Origin of the sequence: Burkholderia sp. MS389, from assembly GCF_016899425.1 — a bacterium.
Taxonomy (GTDB): domain Bacteria; phylum Pseudomonadota; class Gammaproteobacteria; order Burkholderiales; family Burkholderiaceae; genus Burkholderia; species Burkholderia sola.
The window spans coordinates 786,446-805,020 of sequence record NZ_CP045995.1; the positions used below are offsets into that span (position 1 = coordinate 786,446).

Sequence of the window (18,575 nt, forward strand, 5' to 3'; positions counted from 1 at the left end):
GGGTCTCAGGCTGGCCCTGAGACCGCCGCCGCGGTTCCTGCTAACTTATCGGCCATTCCCCGAGCCATCCCTCCGCCCATCATGCGCTTCGACCTGACCGACCTGCGGCTCTTCCTGAACATCTGCGAAGCCGGCACGATCACGGGCGGCGCCGAGCGAACGCACATCACGCTGCAGGCCGCGAGCGAGCGCATTCGCGGGATGGAGGACGAGCTGGGCGTGCCGCTGCTGCACCGGACCAAGTCCGGCGCGCAGGCCACCGACGCGGGCCGCGCGCTCGAACACCACGCGCGCACCGTGCTGCAGCAGATCGATCACATGCGGGGCGAATTGCAGCAATACGGCCAGGGGCTGCGCGGCCATATCCGGTTGCTGTGCAACACCGCGTCGCTGAGCGAATACCTGCCCGATGCGCTGGCCGATTACCTGCCGCACCATCCGAAGCTGTCGATCAGCGTCGAGGAACGCTCGAGCCAGGAGATCGTGCATGCGATCCGCAACAAGACGGCCGAGGTCGGCATCGTCGCCGATTCGGTCGGGCTCGGCGGCCTCGAACAGAAGCCGTTCCGCGAAGACTGGCTGATCGTCGTCGTGCCGGCCACCCATCCGCTCGCGTCGTACGGCGCGGTCGCGTTCGACGACATCGCCGGCGAAGACTTCATCGGCCTCACCGACGGCAGCGCGCTGCAGGTGCATCTCGCGGACCAGGCGCGCGCGCTCGGCAAGCGGATCCGCTATCGCGTGCAGTTGAAGAGCTTCGACGCGATCTGCCGCATGATCGCGAGCGGCGTGGGCATCGGCATCGTGTCGCGGCATGCGGCCGAGCGCGCGATGCAGACGATGGACGTGCGGCTCGTCGAGTTGTCCGATCCGTGGAGCCATCGGAAACTGACGCTCTGCGCGCGGTCGTTCGACGCACTGCCGAAGTACACGCGCGAGTTCGTCGCGTTCCTGTCGGGCGACGCGCCGCCGCTGTAACGCGCGCCGCATTCGATTCGTCCCATCGACCTACGGAGACATCGCCATGACCGATACCGATCTCGCCACCCGCTATCGCGCGTATATCGACTGCCTGAACCGGCAGGACTGGACGGCGCTCGGCGAATACGTGTCCGACGACGTGATCCACAACGACCGGCCGCTCGGCCTCGCCGGTTACCGCGCGATGCTGGAGCAGGACTTCCGCGACATTCCCGATCTGCGCTTCGACATCCGGCTGCTCGTGTGCGAGCCGCCGCGCGTCGCGTGCCGCCTTCGCTTCGCGTGTTCGCCGAAAGGAACGTTCATGGGGCTCGCCGTCGACGGCCGCAAGGTCACGTTCGCCGAAAACGTGTTCTACGAGTTTCACGACGGCAAGATCCGCCAGGTGTGGTCGGTGATCGACAAGGCGGCGATCGAGAAGCAGCTTTGAACGTCGTCGAAACGGCGGGTCGGCGCATGCGGCGGCGGGCGGCCGTGAGCGGCTTACTGCATTCCGATTCTTACAGATAACGTTTTCTCTCTTCATGCACCGAGAACCCGTTTCCCGCCCATGCTCGCCCTCACCGCTTCAAAGCTTTTCTTTCGCACGATGACCACGCGATCATCAAGATAAACATCCCGACGATTTACGCGTAATTCCGATTCCCCTCTCGCACGCCCCGGCTTCCTCCATTCGGGTTTCTACCGGCGCATCCGATGTGAAAGTTCATTGACATCGCGCCGATCGATGCCTAAATTTGGAAAACGTTTTCCAATGCTCGAGCGCGACGCCGGTCACGGCCCGTGCAGGGGGAACGCTTGCCTGCTCGATTTGCGATTCAGGCCGTCCGTCTTCAGGGATCAGGGTTTGCAAGGCGGACGCCCGGTATGGGTACCGAGCGCGGCATCGGCGACACGTGCCCGTGCTTCATCACTATTCAAAATTGGAGACACCATGCATCCGCGCAGCAGATTCACGCTCGGCGCCGCGCTCGGCGCCCTTTCCGTCGTGCTCGTCAGCGCGTGCGGCGGCAACGACGTGACCGACACGCCGTCGTCGCCCCCTACGTCCACCCCGCCCGCGCTCGTAGCGAACTCGCTCCAGGCGCTCGTCTACGGCGCGCCCGACACCCGCGTGCCGGCCGGCACGAACATCCCGCTCACGATGATGGGCCAGATGCGCGCGCTGTTCGACCTGATCCGGAAATCGCCCGATTTCACGCAGGTGGTGATGGATCTCGGCGACGGCACGCCCGTCCACGTGCTCGACACGAATACCGGCGACAAATTCCTGCCCGGCAAGCTCGCGCTCGGCCTGTCCTACATCCTGATCGACATGAAGTCGAAGAACGACCCGCAATACGCGAGCTACCTCGCGACGTACCAGACGATCACGACCGCGATGATGGCGCAGTCGGGCGGCAACTACGCGTATGCGAATACCTCGTGGGGCGAGTACTACTACCTCGTCGCGCTGAACAACCTGAAGGCGCACGGCATGCTCAACGAAGTCTTCAGCGATGCGATGCTGGCGACGCTGCAGCAGCGGCTCACGTTCTGCGACATGTTCGGCCCCGATGCGAGCGGCAAGACCACGACCTGCCCGGCCGCCGGCACGCCGATCGACATCGCGTCGCTCAACACCGCGCAGAACTACTATGCGGTGTCCTACGGCATTGCCGGGCTGCGCCAGAAGCTCGGCTGGAGCAGCCCGTCGTTCGCATCGAAGACCGATCCGGCGGTCGCGACGATGAGCGCACGCGACGCGCTGCTGTACACGCTGACGAACCACATCCGCAACGACTCGTCGGGCGGGTTCTCCGACGAAGCATCGAACACGCACACGACCTACTACGACCAGGCGCGCTTCGACCGCTACAGCACGCTGCTGATCGGCGAAGTGGTCGAGCGCACGTTCGAGATGGGCAACGAAGCGAATCTGACGCCGGAGCTGAAGGGCTATCTGCGCAAGTCGGTCGACCTGATCCTGCCGCAGCTGAACGCCGACGGCCAGGGCTTCAACTACGGCCGCTCGATCGGCCCGTACGGCGATTCCGCGTTCATGGAGGTGCTGACGGCCGCGGCCAATGCCGGCGTGCTGACCGATCGCGAGAAACAGGTGGCGTATGCATTCATCTACCAGGCAGCGCGTCGTTTCGACACGTACTGGTACGACCCGTCGCTGCCGACACCGTCGGTGAACATGTGGGTCAAGGGCCGCGGCACCGACACGTATCGCGGCAAGCCGCGCGTGATGGGCGAGAACTTCAGCCTGCTGCACCAGTACCTGTACGTGAACGCGTGGTGGAACAAGCTCGGCTTCGGCGGCCAGGCGCCGATGGCCGACGCGGACTACCGCGCGTGGCTCGACGCGCTGCCGCGCTACACGCTCACCTGGTACAACCAGCCGGGCGATGCCGCGCATCCGTACAGCGCCGCGCTGCTCACCGTGCGCGACGGCCGGCGCGTGATCAACCTGAACCTCAGCCAGGCGCCCGACTACGACGCGTACACGCCGTATTACCCGGTGCCGTTCTCGGACAAGCTGATCTACGGCACGACCGACCTCGGCTATGCGCTGCTGGTGCCGCAGGTGACGTACAACGCGAAGACCTACATTCCCGTCACGTACTACAAGAACCTGAACGTGCAGCAAAGCAACGGCCAGGTGATCGTGTCGTTCGATACGACGAAGTTCCGCGTCGCGTCGAAGAACACCGCGTACACGACGGATCTCGACCTGCAGGTGCACACGGTGCTGACGTTCGCGCACGGCACGATCTCGCGCAGCGATACGCTGAGTTCGGGCACGCTCGCGGGCAACCTCGCGGTCGAGACGGACTTCACGTCGTTCGCGGATTTCGCGTCGACGCAGGCCAACGGCGACGGCGTGTCGGTAACGTACGCAAACAGCGCGGCGACGCGCTATGCGGCATCCGGGTTCGACAACTGCGCGCTGTCCGCCTTCGACACCGCGAACGGCACGACGAATCCGCTGTCGACGACGCCGATCGGGCAGCTGCATTCGAACTTCGCATGCACGACGAAACCGTTCGCGCTCGGCGCAGGCGCGACCCGCACGGTCGGGTGGACGCTGAGGTACGCCGATCCGGCGTAAGCGCCAAGACCGCGCTCCCGCGCCCCTTCCCGAAGCCGGTTGCCGAAGCCGGCTTCGGGATCATGCAGTGCCCGGGCCCGCGTTCACCACCAGCGCGATCAGCCCGACGAAGAAGCAACGCTTGAACATCTTCTCGCTCATCACGCGCCGCGCATATTGCCCGCCGGCCATTCCCGCCAGCGCGGGCACGAGCGCGAGCGCCGACACGCCGAGATCGACCGTCTGCAGCGCGCCCGTCACGCGCAATTGCAAGCCGAGCACGATCGTCGATGCGGTAAACGACAGCCCGAGCGCCTGGATCAGATCGTCCTTGGACAACCGCAGCGCCTGCAGGTACGGCACGGCCGGTACGACGAACACGCCGGTCGCGGCCGTCACGACGCCCGTCAGGTAGCCGACCACGGCCGACAGCCATGTTTCATGGCGGCCCGGCGCGGGCAATCGCGCCGCCGCCAGCCCCCATACCCCGTAAAGCACGAGCACGACGCCGAGCGCCGCGTGCGTCCACGTGCTGCCGGCCGCGAGCGCCGGCAGCCCGCCCGTCAGCGTGCCGACCGTCAGGCCGGCGAGCAGCGGCCACAGCCGGCGCAGCAGCGCGCCGAACGACGGGCCGAGCCACAACTGCCACACGTTGGTGATGAACGACGGCACGAGCAGCAGGCTCGCCGCGGCCGACGGCGGCATCGCGAGCGTCAGCAGCCCCATCGCGATCGTCGGCAGCCCGAGCCCGATCATCCCCTTCACCGCGCCGGCCAGCAGGAAAACCAGCACGATGATCGTCAGCGTATGAATTGACATGGCGGCATTCCGTCCGTTGAGTACGGCGCCGATGGTGCCTGCCCGCCATGCCGCCCGCCATCTGGCTTTGCCTGAGGCTGGCTCGGGCCCGCCGGACGGGGCTTCGGGGCCCCGACCCGGCCCCATGCATCACCCCCGGCCCTGCTCGCTGTCGAGGTGCGCCATCTGCGCGGCCGGATAGCGCTCACCGGCAGCCGCCCCGGCGGGAACCGCCGCTTCGATGCGTGCACGCGCTTCGACCGTTAGTTGCAATTCTGTCGCCAGCAAACCGTCCTGCAGTTGCGTGCGCTTGCGCGCGCCGACCAGCGGCACGATGTCGGCGCCACGCGACAGCGCCCACGCAATCGCGACCTGCGCCGGATTGCTGCCCTTCTCGTCGGCGATCGCGCGCAGCGCGTCGACCAGCGCGAGGTTGTGCGCGAGGTTCTCGCCCTGGAAGCGCGGGCTCGCCGCGCGGAAATCGCGCTCGCCCTGCCGCGCCGCCGTCCAGCGCCCGCCCAGCAGCCCGCGCGACAGCACGCCGTAGGCCGTCACGCCAATGCCGAGCTCGCGGCAGACGGGCAGGATCTCGGCCTCGATCCCGCGCGACAGCAGCGAATATTCGATCTGCAGATCGGCGATCGGCGCGACGGCGGCCGCGCGGCGGATCGTGTCCGCGCCGACTTCCGACAGCCCGATATGGCGCACGTAGCCGGCCTTCACGAGATCGGCGATCGCGCCGACCGTCTCCTCGATCGGCACCGCCGGATCGACCCGCGCCGGCCGGTAGATGTCGAGGTAGTCGGTGCCGAGCCGCTTCAACGAATACGCGACGAAGTTCCGGATCGCCGCGGGCCGCGCGTCGTAGCCGGCAAACCCGCCGGCCGGATCGCGCAGCGCGCCGAACTTCACGCTGATCACCACCTGGTCGCGCGCCCGGCCGCGCAGCGCGTCGCGGATCAGCATCTCGTTGTCGCCCATCCCGTAGAAGTCGCCGGTATCGAGCAGCGTGATGCCGTGGTCGAGCGTCGCGTGCAGCGTCGCGATGCTTTCGTCGCGATCGGCCGGCCCGTAGAGATCCGACATCCCCATGCAGCCGAGCCCGATCGCCGAAACCTGTGGGCCCGTGCGGCCCAGTTGACGCCTGTCCATGTCCGTTTCCTTCGAATGGTGAGTGGATGAAACGGATTCTGGCCGCACGACGCCGCGCGATAAACGCGAAACGCTCCACCAAACCATTCGACGGTGATTAACAATGGAGCCTTGTTCCCGTTCCCGCCAAGGTTCTCGCCCGCATGGACCATCTGCAAGCAATGCGCGTCTTCGCGCGCGTCGCCCATCTCGGCAGCTTCACGAAAGCGGCCGAGCAGCTCCAGCTGCCGCGCCCGACGGTCAGCAATGCCGTCCAGTATCTGGAAAAGCACCTGAAGATCCGCCTGCTGCAACGCACGACGCGGCGCGTCGCGCTGACGGCCGAGGGCGCGACCTACTACGAGCGCTGCGTGCAGTTGCTCGCCGACCTCGACGATGCGGAGACGCTGTTCGAGGATGCCGGCGCGTCGCCGCGCGGCGTGATCCGCGTCGATCTGCCCGAGCGGTTCGCGCTGAACCAGGTGATTCCGGCGCTGCCCGATTTCCACGCGCGCTATCCCGACCTGCGCATCGCGATCAGCACGACCGACCGCTTCGTCGATCTCGTCGCGGACGGCATCGACTGCGCGGTGCGGGTCGGCGTGCTGTCCGACACGTCGCTCGTCGCGCGGCGCGTCGGCGAAATGGCGCAGATCAACTGCGCGTCGCCCGCGTATCTCGCGCGACACGGCCTGCCCCGCTCGCCGGACGATCTGCCGGACCACGTCGCGGTCGGCTATTTCTCGAGCCGCACGGGCCGCGAGCTGGACTGGGAATATACGGACATGGATTCGGGCGAGATGCACACGGTGAAGATGCACAGCGTCGTGTCGGTCAACAGCTCGCAGGCGTATCTCGCGTGCTGCCTCGCGGGCCTCGGGCTGATCCAGGCGCCGCGCGACGGGCTCGCGCCGCTGCTCGCCGACGGCTCGCTGGTCGAGGTGCTGCCGGAATGGAATGCGGGGCCGCTGCCCGTGACGGTGGTGTTTCCGACCGGCCGGCATCTCGCGCCGCGCGTGCGGATCTTCGTCGACTGGCTCGCGGAAACGCTCGACGGCCCGCACCGGGCGGACTGACGACGGCCGTGCCGGGGCCGTTCGCCCCGGCGCCGCCGCCCTCAGAACTTGTGGCGGATCGCGGCGCGCACCGCGAACTGGTTCGACGACGCCGACGGGCCGTCGGTCCCGACGACATAGCCGCCGTCGGCTGCCGTGCCCGTCTTGTCGCCGCCCACCTTCTGCCATGCGCCCTGCAGGTACACGTCGGTGCGCTTCGACAGGCTGTAGTCGGCCATCAGGCCGACCGTGTGGTACTTCGGCTTGAACGAACCGGCCGCGGCGTCGTACTTGCCGTCCGTATACACGTACTGCGCGCCGAGGTAGAACTCGGGCGTGAGCTGGTACTTGCCGTTGATCTCGAAGTTCTGGAACTTCGTCGCGGTCAGCCCGAGGCCGGCGAACGTCGACGCCGGCAGGTAGACCGTCGATACCGGGTTCTTCACGTCGGTCTTCGTATAGACGACGCCGACCGTCGCCGGGCCGAACGTGTAGTTGACGCCGCCGCCGAAGATGCGCAGCCGATCGGCGACGAAGTTCGCGTCGTCGGCCGCGATCGCGCCCGCGTTGCCGATGCCCGGGTTGTTCGCCTGCAGGTACGCGGCCGCGACCTGCAGCCCGGCCAGCGAATACTGCGCGCCGATGCTGTACTGGCGGTTGTTCGAGAAGCCCGTGCTGTTGCTGAAGCTGTACGTGCCGCCGAACGTCAGGCCGTTCCAGTCGGCGCTCGCGTACTTGACCGTGTTGTTGACGCGGAACGAGTTGTCCGTGTTGTCGTTGTCGAACGGGTGCGAGAACAGCGTGCCGCCCCAGTTGCCGTTCGCGGTCAGCGGCGCGAGATAGTCGACGACGGCATCGTACTGACGGCCGAAGGTCAGCGTGCCGAAGCGCGACTCGGACAGCCCGACGAACGCCTGACGGCCGAACATGCGGCCGCCCTGGCCGAGCCGGCCGTTGTTCACGTCGAAACCGTTTTCCAGCGTGAAGACCGCCTTCAGCCCGCCGCCGAGATCCTCGCTGCCCTTCAGGCCCCACCGGCTGCCCTGAGCATAGCCGCTTGCGAGCTGGTAATTGGTCTTTCCGACCCCATTGACGTTGACGTTGTTCGTGTAATTGAAGCCTTCGTCGATCACGCCGTACAGCGTCACGCTGGTCTCGGCAAAGGCCGGCGCGGCGAAGGCGGCGAGCGCGGCGACAAAAATGACGTGCTTCCTCATGACGAATCTCCGGAGCCGGGGGCCGGGCAGGCCATGCGCCCGGCGAATTGTTCGATCTGTTGTATGTGTGGCCCGCAGGGCGGACGACGCGGTGTGCGGCCGCGTGAGGACAAAATGGTGTCACGACGCAAACCGCCCGTCCATCGGGTGCGGGTCGTCGCGCGCAAAGCGTTGCGCTCGTCCAACTGCCCCTTGCGCGGACGGCCTGACCGGGCTTGTCGGTAGCGGCCGGCCGGCCCGCCATTCGCGTAAACCCGGAAGGCTTCGCATCGATGGCACAATGCGCATCCGTTCGCCATTTCTTCACGAAGTCATGCTTGACCCCGATTCATGCGCGGCGCGTACCGGCCGCGCCCGCGGCCCGTGCCGAAAGGCGCCCCGATGACCGCGCCGGCCCGAGCCGGCCGCTACGCCGAGCTCGATTTCTTCCGCGGCCTCGTGCTGCTCGTCATCGTCGTCGACCACATCGGCGGCAGCATCCTGTCGCGCGTGACGCTGCACGCGTACGCGCTGTGCGACGCGGCCGAGGTGTTCGTGTTCCTCGGCGGCTTCGCGACCGCCATTGCGTACAACTCGCTCGCCGAGCGGCATGACGAGGCCGCCGCACGCCAGCGTTTCATCCGGCGCGCGTTCGAGATCTACCGCGCGTTCCTGGTGACGGCCGGCCTGATGCTGCTGATCACCGCCGTGCTGAACGCGTTCGCGATCGACGGCCCGAACATGCCGACCAACGATCTCGACGGGCTGCTGCACAAGCCGCTCGCCGCGCTGCGCGACATCCTGCTGTTCCGCCGCCAGCCCTACCTCGCGTCGGTGCTGCCGATGTACGCGTTCTTCGCGCTGCTCGTCCCGCTCGCGCTGCCGCTCGCGCGCACGCAGCCCTGGCTGATGCTCGCGTTCAGCGGATCGCTGTGGTACGCGGCGCCGCACGTCGCACGCTTCTTGCCGACCGTCGAAGGCGCGCCGTGGGATTTCAACCCGTTCGCGTGGCAATTCCTGTTCGTGCTCGGCGTGATCGCGCGCTGCCAGCCCGTCTACCAGACCCTCGCGCCGAAGCCGCAGGGCTGGCTGCTGACGGCCGCGGCGCTCGCGATCGTCGCGGCCGGCGCGTACTACCGGCTGCGCATCGAGCCGTTCCCGACCGATCCGTCGATCAAGCAGAACCTCGGCGCGCTACGGCTCGTGAACTTCCTCGCGATCGCGTGGCTCGCCGCCAAGCTCGTGCACCTCGGCTGGATGAAGAAGGTCGCGCACGCGATGCCGTGGATCGGCACGATCGGCCGGCAGGGATTGCTGTGCTTCGTCGCGGGCACCGGCATCTCGCTCGCGGTCGATTCGCTGCTCTACCAGGCGACCGAAGGCTATCTCGACGTGCCGCTCGGCCTGACCGCCGACGTGGTCGCGATCGGACTGCTGTATCTCGTCGCCAAACTCTACGGGCCGCTCGTCGCGCGGCTGCCGTTCGGTTCGCGGCCATGACGCGCCGCGCCGTCATGCGCCGCTGCTACGATAGCCGGCGCCACTCCTGAAACGATTCGCCATGCGCCGACTCGCCCTTCCATTCGCCCTCGCCCTGATCGCCGGCGCGATCGCCACCGCCCACGCCACGCCACCGTCGGCCGCGCCTGCCGCCGCGCCGGCCATATCGCCCGCGCCGCCGGCCGTCCAGACCGCGACGACGCCATCGACCGCGCAGGAGCCGCCCGTCAATCCGGGCAGCAGCGTCGTGCTGCGCACGTTCCGGTCGGCGTCGCTGAAGCGCGACTGGTCGTACACGGTCTACCTGCCGCCCGGCTACAACCCGGAAGGCGCGCGCTACCCGGTGATGTACCTGCTGCACGGCAACGCGGGCAACGCGAACGACTGGGTCACGCAAGGCCGGCTGCAGGCCACCGCCGACACGCTGATCGAGCGCCACGACATTCCGCCGGTCGTGATCGTGATGCCGCAGGGCGGCACCGACTGGTACGTCGACCGCAAGGAGAAGATGCAGAGCGCGTTCCTCAACGACCTGCTGCCCGAAGTCGAAGCGCACTTCGCGGTGTCGAACCAGCGCGCGGGCCGCGCGATCGGCGGCGTGTCGATGGGCGGCTTCGGCGCGCTGCGCTTCTCGCTGCTCGAACCGGGGCTGTTCTGCGGCGCGATGCTGCTGAGCCCCGCGATCTATGCGAACGAGCCGCCGCTCAATTCCGCCGCGCGCTACGTCGGCGTGTTCGGCGACCGGCAGTTCGATTCGCGCGTGTGGCACGAGCTGAACTACCCGGCACTGCTGCGCGGCTATTTCGCGCGCAATTGGCGCGTGCCGATGTTCATCGCGGCCGGCGACGACGACCTGACGATCCAGGCGGAATCGAGCGTGCTGTACACGCATCTGCGCCGCGCGCAGAACCCGGCCGAGCTGCGCATCGTCGACGGCGGGCATACGTGGGACGTCTGGCGCGGGTTGCTCGGGCAGGGGTTGAAGTATGCGCTGGAGTGCGTGAAGTGACGGCCGGTGGGCGTTGTCCCGCCGTCCCGCTCGCTCGGCTCCGCGTTCAGCGAAAACCATGGCATCCGATGCGCTTGACGGCGTCGCCTGAATCCGTACCCGCCGCATTTCGTCTACATTGCCGAAGTGGCGATGACATCGTTCGTCGCCTGCCTCCCCTACTCGACCCGCAGGAAATCACGCCATGTCCGTCTCGAAGAAATTCGCCGCCGTCACGGGCGCCGGCTCCGGCATCGGTCGCGCCGCGGCCCTCGCACTCGCCCAGGCCGGCTTCATCGTCGCGCTGCTCGGGCGCACGGAGGCGTCGCTGCGCGACACGCAGGACGCGATCCGAGCCGCCGGCAGCGACGCCGAAGTGTTTCCCGTCGACGTCACCGACGAAGCGTCGGTCGACCACGCGTTCGCGCAGATCGCGCAACGGTTCGGCCGGCTCGACGTCCTGTTCAACAATGCCGGGCGCAACGCCCCGGTCGTGTCCCTCGACGAATACGAACTCGACGTGTGGAACAGCGTCGTCGCGACGAACCTGACCGGCGTCTTCCTGTGCGCGCGCGCCGCGTGGCGGCTGATGAAAACGCAAACGCCGCAGGGCGGCCGGATCATCAACAACGGCTCGATCTCGGCGCACGCACCGCGCCCCGATACGATCGCGTACACGGCCACCAAGCACGCGGTAACCGGAATCACGAAGTCGCTGGCGCTGGACGGCCGCCGGTACAACATCGCGTGCGGCCAGATCGACATCGGCAACGCCGCGACGTCGCTCACGGAACGGATGACGCAAGGCGTCCCGCAAGCGGACGGCAGCCTGGCGCCCGAGCCGCGGATGGACGTCGCGCATGTCGCGAACGCGGTCGTCCAGATGGCGAATCTGCCGCTCGATACCAACATCCTCAACATGACGATCATGGCGACCGCGATGCCGTTCGTCGGGCGCGGATAGCGCGCGCCGCGGCCCGTGCCGGGAGGCGGCGTTCACGCACTGGCTGCTACCGAATCACTCCGTCGCAACGACGCTGCATGCAAGCACGTTCGCGAAGCAGATTCAGTGCGGCAGGCTGATCGCTCGCCGCTCGTCCTCGAGCAGTTGCGTCAGCGAAGCGTGCAACCGTTCGAGGCTGCACGGCGGTAGTGCGAAGCTTGCCCAACCGAGCCCGCCATGACGCAGTAACAGCACCACGCCGCCCTGCACCGGATGGCGCTCGGCATACCAGCAGGGATCCATTTCCGTCACGAATTGCTGCCCGTGTGGCGGACGCTCCGGCACCGCCGGCTGCATCGACGCGCGCAGCAGACTCAAGTACTGGATGACTGCGTCCACGTCTTCCGGATCGAGCACGGCTGCGCCCCGTTCGATCGACATCAGCACCACGAGCTTGCCGCGCTCCTCGATCATCTTGATGCTCAACGGTTGTGTCATTTTTGTCGTCCTTGCCGGAATGACGCGATCCCATTATCGACCTCGGTACATCTGAACCGGCTGAAGATTCGTGAACTGCGCATGAATCTTTTTTTAGAAAGCGCTGGAAAAGTGCGCAGCTTCATCGGCTATGTGATCGACCCCTATCGCACACCCGACCGCGCCGCCACGCAGCTTGCCGCCGCCTGATCCCCCCGGCATCGCGCACGCCGTGGCACACATCCCGACGTCGAAGACGATCCGCGGCTCGCGGCCACCTGCCCGGTTAAGCCCACCCGCTCCTTAAAACTTGTTTCATCTTTTTTGCGACCGGCTGTTAGTGGCCGCTCCGCAGAATGCGCTCATCGGTTGCGCCTCGGGTTTTTCCCGACGACGCGCACATCCGGCTCTTCTTCACGACGATATTGAACGGAGCAGCACCTCATGCTGAAAATTGTCCGGCTCGCGCTCGCCCGGCCCTATACGTTCGTCGTACTGGCGCTGCTGATCCTGATCGCGGGCCCGCTCGCGGCGGTCCGAACGCCGATCGACATCTTCCCGGACATCCGCATCCCGGTGATCAGCGTCGTCTGGAACTACGCGGGCCTGCAGCCGGACGACATGTCCGGACGCGTGATCACGTACTACGAGCGCACGCTCGGCACGACGGTCAACGATGTCCAGCATATCGAGTCGCAATCGTTCCGCGGCTACGGCATCGTGAAGATCTTCTTCCAGCCGACGGTCGATATCCGCACGGCGACCGCGCAGGTCACGTCGATCTCGCAGACCGTGCTCAAGCAGATGCCGCCCGGCACCACGCCGCCGCAGATCCTCAACTACAACGCGTCGACCGTGCCCGTGCTGCAGATCGCGCTGACCAGCAACACGCTCGACGAACAGAAGCTCGGCGATTACGCGGTCAACTTCATTCGACCGCAGTTGCTGTCGGTGCCGGGCGTTGCGATTCCGACGCCGTACGGCGGCAAGACACGTGAAGTGCAGATCGATCTCGACCCGCAGGCGCTGCAGTCGAAAGGGCTGTCGGCGCAGGACGTCGCGCACGCGCTCGCGCAGCAGAACCAGATCATCCCGGCCGGTACGCAGAAGATCGGCCGCTTCGAATACAACATCAAGCTCAACAACAGCCCGCTCTCGCTCGACGCGCTGAACGACCTGCCGATCAAGTCGGTCGACGGCACGACGATTTATGTCCGTGACGTCGCGCACGTGCGCGACGGCTTCCCGCCGCAGGGCAACATCGTGCGCGTGGACGGCCACCGCGCGGTGCTGATGAGCATCCTGAAGAACGGCTCGGCCTCGACGCTCGACATCATCGCCGGCGTGAAGGCGAAGCTGCCGCTGGTCGAACAGACGCTGCCGCCGGGCCTGAAGCTCGTCACGATGGGCGACCAGTCGACCTTCGTGAACGGCGCCGTCAGCGGCGTCGCGCGCGAAGGCATCATCGCCGCCGCGCTGACCTCGCTGATGATCCTGCTGTTCCTCGGCTCGTGGCGCTCGACGCTGATCATCGCCGCGTCGATCCCGCTGGCCGTGCTGTCGGCGATCGCGCTGCTCGCGGCCACCGGCGAAACGCTCAACGTGATGACGCTCGGCGGCCTCGCGCTCGCGGTCGGGATCCTGGTCGACGATGCGACCGTGACGATCGAGAACGTGAACTGGCACCTCGAACAGGGCAAGGACACGCGCACCGCGATCGTCGACGGCGCGAAACAGATCGTGATGCCGGCGCTCGTCTCGCTGCTGTGCATCTGCATCGTGTTCGTGCCGATGCTGATGCTCGACGGCATCTCGCGCTTCCTGTTCGTGCCGATGGCCAAGGCGGTGATCTTCTCGATGGCGTCGTCGTTCGTGCTGTCGCGCACCTTCGTGCCGATGCTCGCGCAATACCTGCTCAAGCCGCACGCATCGGCCGGTCACGCGTCGGGCGAACTGGCCGCGGTCATGGATCCGCACGCGGGCCATGCCGGCGCGCACGACGTCCCGCCGTCGCGCAATCCGCTGGTGCGCTTCCAGCGTGCGTTCGAGCGCCGCTTCGAAGCCGTGCGCGCGTCGTACCGAATCCTGCTCGGCCTCGCGCTCACGCGCCGCAAGCCGTTCGTCGTCGCCTTCCTCGGCATCGTGGCCGCGTCCTTCCTGCTCGCCCCGTCGCTCGGCCGCAATTTCTTCCCGACCATCGATTCCGGCGAGATCGCGCTACACGTGCGTGCGCCGGTCGGCACACGTGTCGAGGAAACCGCCGCCGAGCTCGACCGCATCGAGAACACGATTCGCGGCGTGATCCCGCCCGCGCAGTTGCGTGCAGTGATCGACAACATCGGCTTGCCGAACAGCGGGATCAACCTGACCTACAACAACAGCGGCACGCTCGGGCCGCAGGACGGCGACATCCTGATCTCGCTGTCGCACGATCACGCGCCGACCGCCGACTACGTGCACACGCTGCGCGAACGCCTGCCGCGCGCCTATCCGGGCACCACGTTCTCGTTCCTGCCCGCCGACATCGTCAGCCAGATCCTCAACTTCGGCGCGCCGGCGCCGGTCGACCTGCAGGTGGCCGGCCCGAACCAGCAGGCCAATCTCGCTTATGCGCGCGAGCTGTACCGCAAGCTGCGGCTGGTCGCCGGCGTCGCCGATCCGCGCATCCAGCAGGCCAGCACCTATCCGCAGTTCACGGTGACGGTCGATCGCACGCGCGCCGACCAGCTCGGCATCACCGAGCAGGACGTGACGAACTCGGTGGTCGCGACGCTGGCCGGCACCAGCCAGGTCGACCCGACCTACTGGCTCAACCCGCACAACGGCGTGTCCTATCCGATCGTCGCGCAAACGCCGCAGTACAGGATGACCACGCTGTCGGCGCTGCGGAACCTGCCGGTCACCGGCGCGAACGGCCAGTCCCAGTTGCTGGGCGGCCTGGCCACGATCACGCGCGGCGTCGGCAACGCAGTGGTGTCGCACTACAACATCGAACCGCTGTTCGACATCTACGCGACCACCCAGGGGCGCGACCTCGGTGCGGTCGCGGCCGACATCGACGACATCGTCAAAGCCACCGCGAAGGATCTGCCGAAGGGCTCGACCGTCACGCTGCGCGGCCAGGTGCAGACCATGAACGGCGCGTTCGCCGGCCTGCTGCTCGGCCTCGTGGGCGCGATCGTGCTGATCTACCTGCTGATCGTCGTGAACTTCCATTCGTGGGCCGACGCTTTCGTGATCGTCTCGGCGCTGCCGGCGGCGCTGGCCGGCATCGTCTGGATGCTGTTCACCACGCATACGCCGCTGTCGGTGCCGGCGCTGACCGGCGCGATCCTGTGCATGGGCGTGGCCACCGCCAACGCGATCCTCGTCGTCAGTTTCGCGCGCGAACGCCTGGCCGACACCGGCAACGCGCTGGCCGCCGCGCTCGAAGCCGGTTTCACGCGGTTCCGCCCGGTGCTGATGACCGCGCTCGCGATGATCATCGGCATGGCGCCGATGGCGCTCGGCCTCGGCGACGGCGGCGAGCAGAACGCACCGCTCGGCCGCGCGGTGATCGGCGGCCTTGCGTGCGCGACGATCGCGACGCTGTTCTTCGTTCCCGTCGTGTTCAGCCTCGTGCATCGGCGCGACGCGCTGAAGCACGACGCGTCCCGCGCTTCCTCCCTTTCCGCGTCCGGAGCCTCCCATGTCCACTGAGATCGATATCAAGTCGCCGAAACGGCTGCCCAACCTCAAGCTCGTCGCCACGCTCACCGCGCTGATCGCGGTCGGCATCGTGGCGACCGGCATCGTCGGCCGCGCGCACGCGAAACGGGAAATGACGACCTGGTCCGCCGAACAGGCGGTGCCGACCGTGGTCGCGTACACGCCGTCGGCCGGCGGCGACGGCGCGACGCTCGTGCTGCCCGGCCATCTGTCCGCATTCGAGAGCGCGCCGATCCACGCGCAGGTGTCGGGCTACCTGCATGCGTGGTACACCGATATCGGCGCGCACGTGAAGTCGGGGCAATTGCTCGGGCTGATCGATACGCCCGAACTCGACCAGCAATTGCAGCAGGCGCGTGCCGACCTGCAGAGCTCGCTCGCCAACGAGAAGCTGGCCGCGTCCACGGCCGCGCGCTGGACCAGAATGCTCGCGCAGGATTCGGTGTCGCAGCAGGAAACCGACGAGAAGACCAGCGACCTCGCGGCCAAGCAGGCGATCGTCGCCGCCAACGAAGCAAACGTGCGGCGCCTCGACGCGCTGGAGGAGTTCAAGCGCATCGTCGCGCCGTTCGACGGCGTCGTCACCGCGCGCAAGACCGACATCGGCCAGTTGATCTCGGCCGGCGGCGGCGCCGGCCCTGAGCTGTTTGCGGTGTCCGACGTCCACCGGATGCGCGTCTACGTGAGCGTGCCGCAGAACGAGGCCGCCGCGATCCGGCCCGGCATGACGGCCACGCTGACCGTGCCCGAGCATCCGGGCGAGACCTTCCGGGCGACGCTCGCCGATACCGACGACGCGATCGCCGATTCGACCGGCACGCTGCTCGTCCAGTTGATGGTCGACAACCGCGACGGCAAGCTGATCCCCGGCGAATACACCGAAGTGCATTTCGCGCTATCGGCCGGCAGCACCCACGTGCTGACGATTCCGGCCAGCTCGTTGATCTTCCGGCAGGCCGGCCTGCAGGTCGCCGTGGTCGGCAAGGACGATCGCGCGGTACTCAAGCCCGTGACGATCGCGACCGATCTCGGCACGCACGTGCAGATCGCGACCGGCCTCGCGCCGGACGATCGCGTGATCGACAATCCGCCCGATTCGCTGGCCGACGGCGACCCGGTCAGGCTCGCGGCGCCGGCCCCCACCGTTGCGTCTGCCAAGCGCAACACGGAGCGTGCGCATGGCTAACCGGCTTCGGCTCTGCGCGATGCTCGCCGGCGTCGCGTTCCTCTGCGCGTGCTCGTTCGCGCCCGCCTATCACGCGCCGCAAACGGCGCTGCCGGCCAGCTTCAAGGAAGCGGGCGGCTGGCAGGCCGCGAAGCCGGCCGACCGCATCGCGCGCGACGGCTGGTGGACGGCGTTTCGCGACCCCGTGCTCGACCGGCTCGAGGCACGGGTGGCCGCGGCCAACCCCGACGTGGCCGCGGCCGTGGCGCGCCACGACGAAGCGGCCGCGCTGTTCGATCAGGCGCGCTCGGGGCTGTTCCCGACCATCGGCCTCGGCGCGCAGGTCTCGAGCAACCGCCAATCGGCCACGCGGCCGCTGCGCGGCTCGAACCAGCCGAACGTCTATGGCGACAACACCCTCGACGCCGGCTTCGACTACGACCTCGACTTGTGGGGGAAAGTCCGCAACGAAGTCGCGGCCGGGCGCGCCGACGCACGGGCCAGCGCCGACGATCTCGCGTCGGTCCAACTGAGCCTGCAGGCCAGCCTCGCCAGCGCGTACTTCAGCCTGCGCGGGCTCGATCAGCAGCAACGGTTGCTGGCCGACACGATCGACACCTACCGGCGCGCGCTGCGCCTGACGATGAGCCGGCACGCGGGCGGCATCGCGTCCGATCTCGACGTGTCGCGCGCGCAGACGCAGCTCGATTCGGCCCGGGCGTCGGCCGAGGACATACGGGCGCGGCGCGCGCTCGACGAGCACGCGATCGCGACGCTCACGGGCGTACCGGCGTCGTCGTTCTCGCTGACGCCGAACCTGAACGCGGCGTACCTGCCGACGATCCCGGCCGGCATTCCCGCGACGCTGCTGCAGCGGCGACCCGACGTCGCGGCCGCCGAGCGGCGCATGGCCGCCGCCAACGCGAAGATCGGCGTGGTGCGCGCGGCGTTCTTCCCCGACGTCACGCTCGGGCTGGTCGGCGGCTACCAAAGCTCGGGCCTCGGCCAATGGCTCCGCGCGCCGAACGAGATCTGGTCGATCGGGCCCAGCCTCGCGCTGACGCTGTTCGACGGCGGCCGGCGCCAGGCGCTCACCGACCAGGCGCGCGCGCAGTTGGCCGAGAACGGCGCGAAATACCGCGCGGTGGTGCTCGACGCGTGCCAGCAGGTGGAAGACAACCTCGCACTCACGCATCACCTCGGCGACGAAGCCGATCGCGAGCAGGAAGCACTCGAGGCGGCCGAACGCACGTTGCAGTTGTCGATGTCGCGCTATCGGGACGGCGTCGTCAGCTATCTCGATGTGGTAACCGCGCAGACCACCGAACTCAATACGAAGGTTGCGATGCTGGCGCTGGACACGCGCCGGCAACTGGCGGCGGTGGGGTTGATCGCCGCGCTGGGCGGCGGGTGGTCGACCGATGAAGCCGCATCCGGTACGCAAGCACCGGCTGCGACGCCGGCCCGTGCAGCGAACTGATTCCCTTGCGACACGGACGAGGCGTGTCGTATTTCAAGGCACCCGTCGCGATGACGGGTGCCGTTTTTTACGTCTGC

General features: G+C 67.7%; 14 protein-coding genes. 10 read left to right on the forward strand and 4 right to left on the reverse strand.

All coding sequences use genetic code 11. The annotated features are described in order from the left end of the window. The first annotated feature begins 81 nt into the window (after positions 1-81). The 3 genes from GJG85_RS19940 to GJG85_RS19950 all read left to right on the forward strand — a co-directional run bounded on the left by GJG85_RS19940 (position 82) and on the right by GJG85_RS19950 (position 4,078). Positions 82-978, forward strand: coding sequence for a LysR substrate-binding domain-containing protein (locus GJG85_RS19940; protein WP_089489456.1), 897 nt, complete (start codon positions 82-84; stop codon positions 976-978). Between the two features lie 46 nt (positions 979-1,024). Continuing rightward, complete coding sequence (locus tag GJG85_RS19945; RefSeq protein WP_050012839.1) at positions 1,025-1,411, forward strand: ester cyclase; 387 nt, start codon at positions 1,025-1,027, stop codon at positions 1,409-1,411. A 504-nt stretch (positions 1,412-1,915) separates the two neighbouring features. Further along, positions 1,916-4,078, forward strand: a complete 2,163-nt coding sequence (locus tag GJG85_RS19950; RefSeq protein ID WP_204384301.1) for a hypothetical protein — start codon at positions 1,916-1,918, stop codon at positions 4,076-4,078. Positions 4,079-4,138: 60 nt separating this feature from the next. Here the strand turns inward: GJG85_RS19950 and GJG85_RS19955 are convergent, their stop codons facing one another. Continuing rightward, positions 4,139-4,876: a sulfite exporter TauE/SafE family protein gene (locus GJG85_RS19955; protein WP_204384302.1), complete on the reverse strand. Its 738-nt coding sequence runs from the start codon at positions 4,874-4,876 to the stop codon at positions 4,139-4,141. A gap of 129 nt (positions 4,877-5,005) precedes the next feature. Then, a complete protein-coding gene (locus GJG85_RS19960) occupies positions 5,006-6,007 on the reverse strand; it encodes an aldo/keto reductase (protein WP_204384303.1) in 1,002 nt (333 codons plus the stop codon). A 143-nt stretch (positions 6,008-6,150) separates the two neighbouring features. On the opposite strand from GJG85_RS19960, the gene GJG85_RS19965 reads away from it, so the two are divergent. Next, positions 6,151-7,062 (forward strand): LysR family transcriptional regulator, encoded by a 912-nt coding sequence (locus GJG85_RS19965; protein ID WP_050012843.1) that lies wholly within the window; start codon positions 6,151-6,153, stop codon positions 7,060-7,062. A 41-nt stretch (positions 7,063-7,103) separates the two neighbouring features. On the opposite strand, the gene GJG85_RS19970 is transcribed toward GJG85_RS19965, so the two are convergent. After that, a complete protein-coding gene (locus GJG85_RS19970) occupies positions 7,104-8,258 on the reverse strand; it encodes a porin (protein ID WP_050012844.1) in 1,155 nt (384 codons plus the stop codon). Positions 8,259-8,639: 381 nt separating this feature from the next. Here GJG85_RS19970 and GJG85_RS19975 point away from each other — a divergent pair, with 381 nt between their 5' ends. The 3 genes from GJG85_RS19975 to GJG85_RS19985 all read left to right on the forward strand — a co-directional run bounded on the left by GJG85_RS19975 (position 8,640) and on the right by GJG85_RS19985 (position 11,689). Next, entirely contained in the window at positions 8,640-9,737 is a 1,098-nt protein-coding gene (locus tag GJG85_RS19975) for an OpgC domain-containing protein (RefSeq protein ID WP_050012876.1), read from the forward strand. 61 nt (positions 9,738-9,798) lie between these two features. After that, complete coding sequence (locus GJG85_RS19980) at positions 9,799-10,746, forward strand: alpha/beta hydrolase-fold protein (RefSeq protein WP_050012845.1); 948 nt, start codon at positions 9,799-9,801, stop codon at positions 10,744-10,746. 184 nt (positions 10,747-10,930) lie between these two features. Continuing rightward, positions 10,931-11,689, forward strand: a complete 759-nt coding sequence (locus GJG85_RS19985; protein WP_050012846.1) for an SDR family oxidoreductase — start codon at positions 10,931-10,933, stop codon at positions 11,687-11,689. Between the two features lie 102 nt (positions 11,690-11,791). Here the strand turns inward: GJG85_RS19985 and GJG85_RS19990 are convergent, their stop codons facing one another. Continuing rightward, entirely contained in the window at positions 11,792-12,166 is a 375-nt protein-coding gene (locus GJG85_RS19990; protein WP_050012847.1) for a hypothetical protein, read from the reverse strand. Between the two features lie 423 nt (positions 12,167-12,589). On the opposite strand from GJG85_RS19990, the gene GJG85_RS19995 reads away from it, so the two are divergent. The 3 genes from GJG85_RS19995 to GJG85_RS20005 are packed head-to-tail and all read left to right on the forward strand — an operon-like array spanning position 12,590 to position 18,498. Then, positions 12,590-15,844 (forward strand): efflux RND transporter permease subunit, encoded by a 3,255-nt coding sequence (locus tag GJG85_RS19995; RefSeq protein ID WP_089489463.1) that lies wholly within the window; start codon positions 12,590-12,592, stop codon positions 15,842-15,844. Continuing rightward, positions 15,834-17,039 (forward strand): efflux RND transporter periplasmic adaptor subunit, encoded by a 1,206-nt coding sequence (locus tag GJG85_RS20000; protein ID WP_204384304.1) that lies wholly within the window; start codon positions 15,834-15,836, stop codon positions 17,037-17,039. The genes GJG85_RS19995 and GJG85_RS20000 overlap by 11 nt, the downstream gene beginning before the upstream one ends. Next, on the forward strand, positions 17,032-18,498 hold the full coding sequence (locus GJG85_RS20005) for an efflux transporter outer membrane subunit (RefSeq protein ID WP_204384306.1): 1,467 nt from the start codon (positions 17,032-17,034) through the stop codon (positions 18,496-18,498). The genes GJG85_RS20000 and GJG85_RS20005 overlap by 8 nt, the downstream gene beginning before the upstream one ends. The last annotated feature ends 77 nt before the right edge of the window (positions 18,499-18,575 follow it).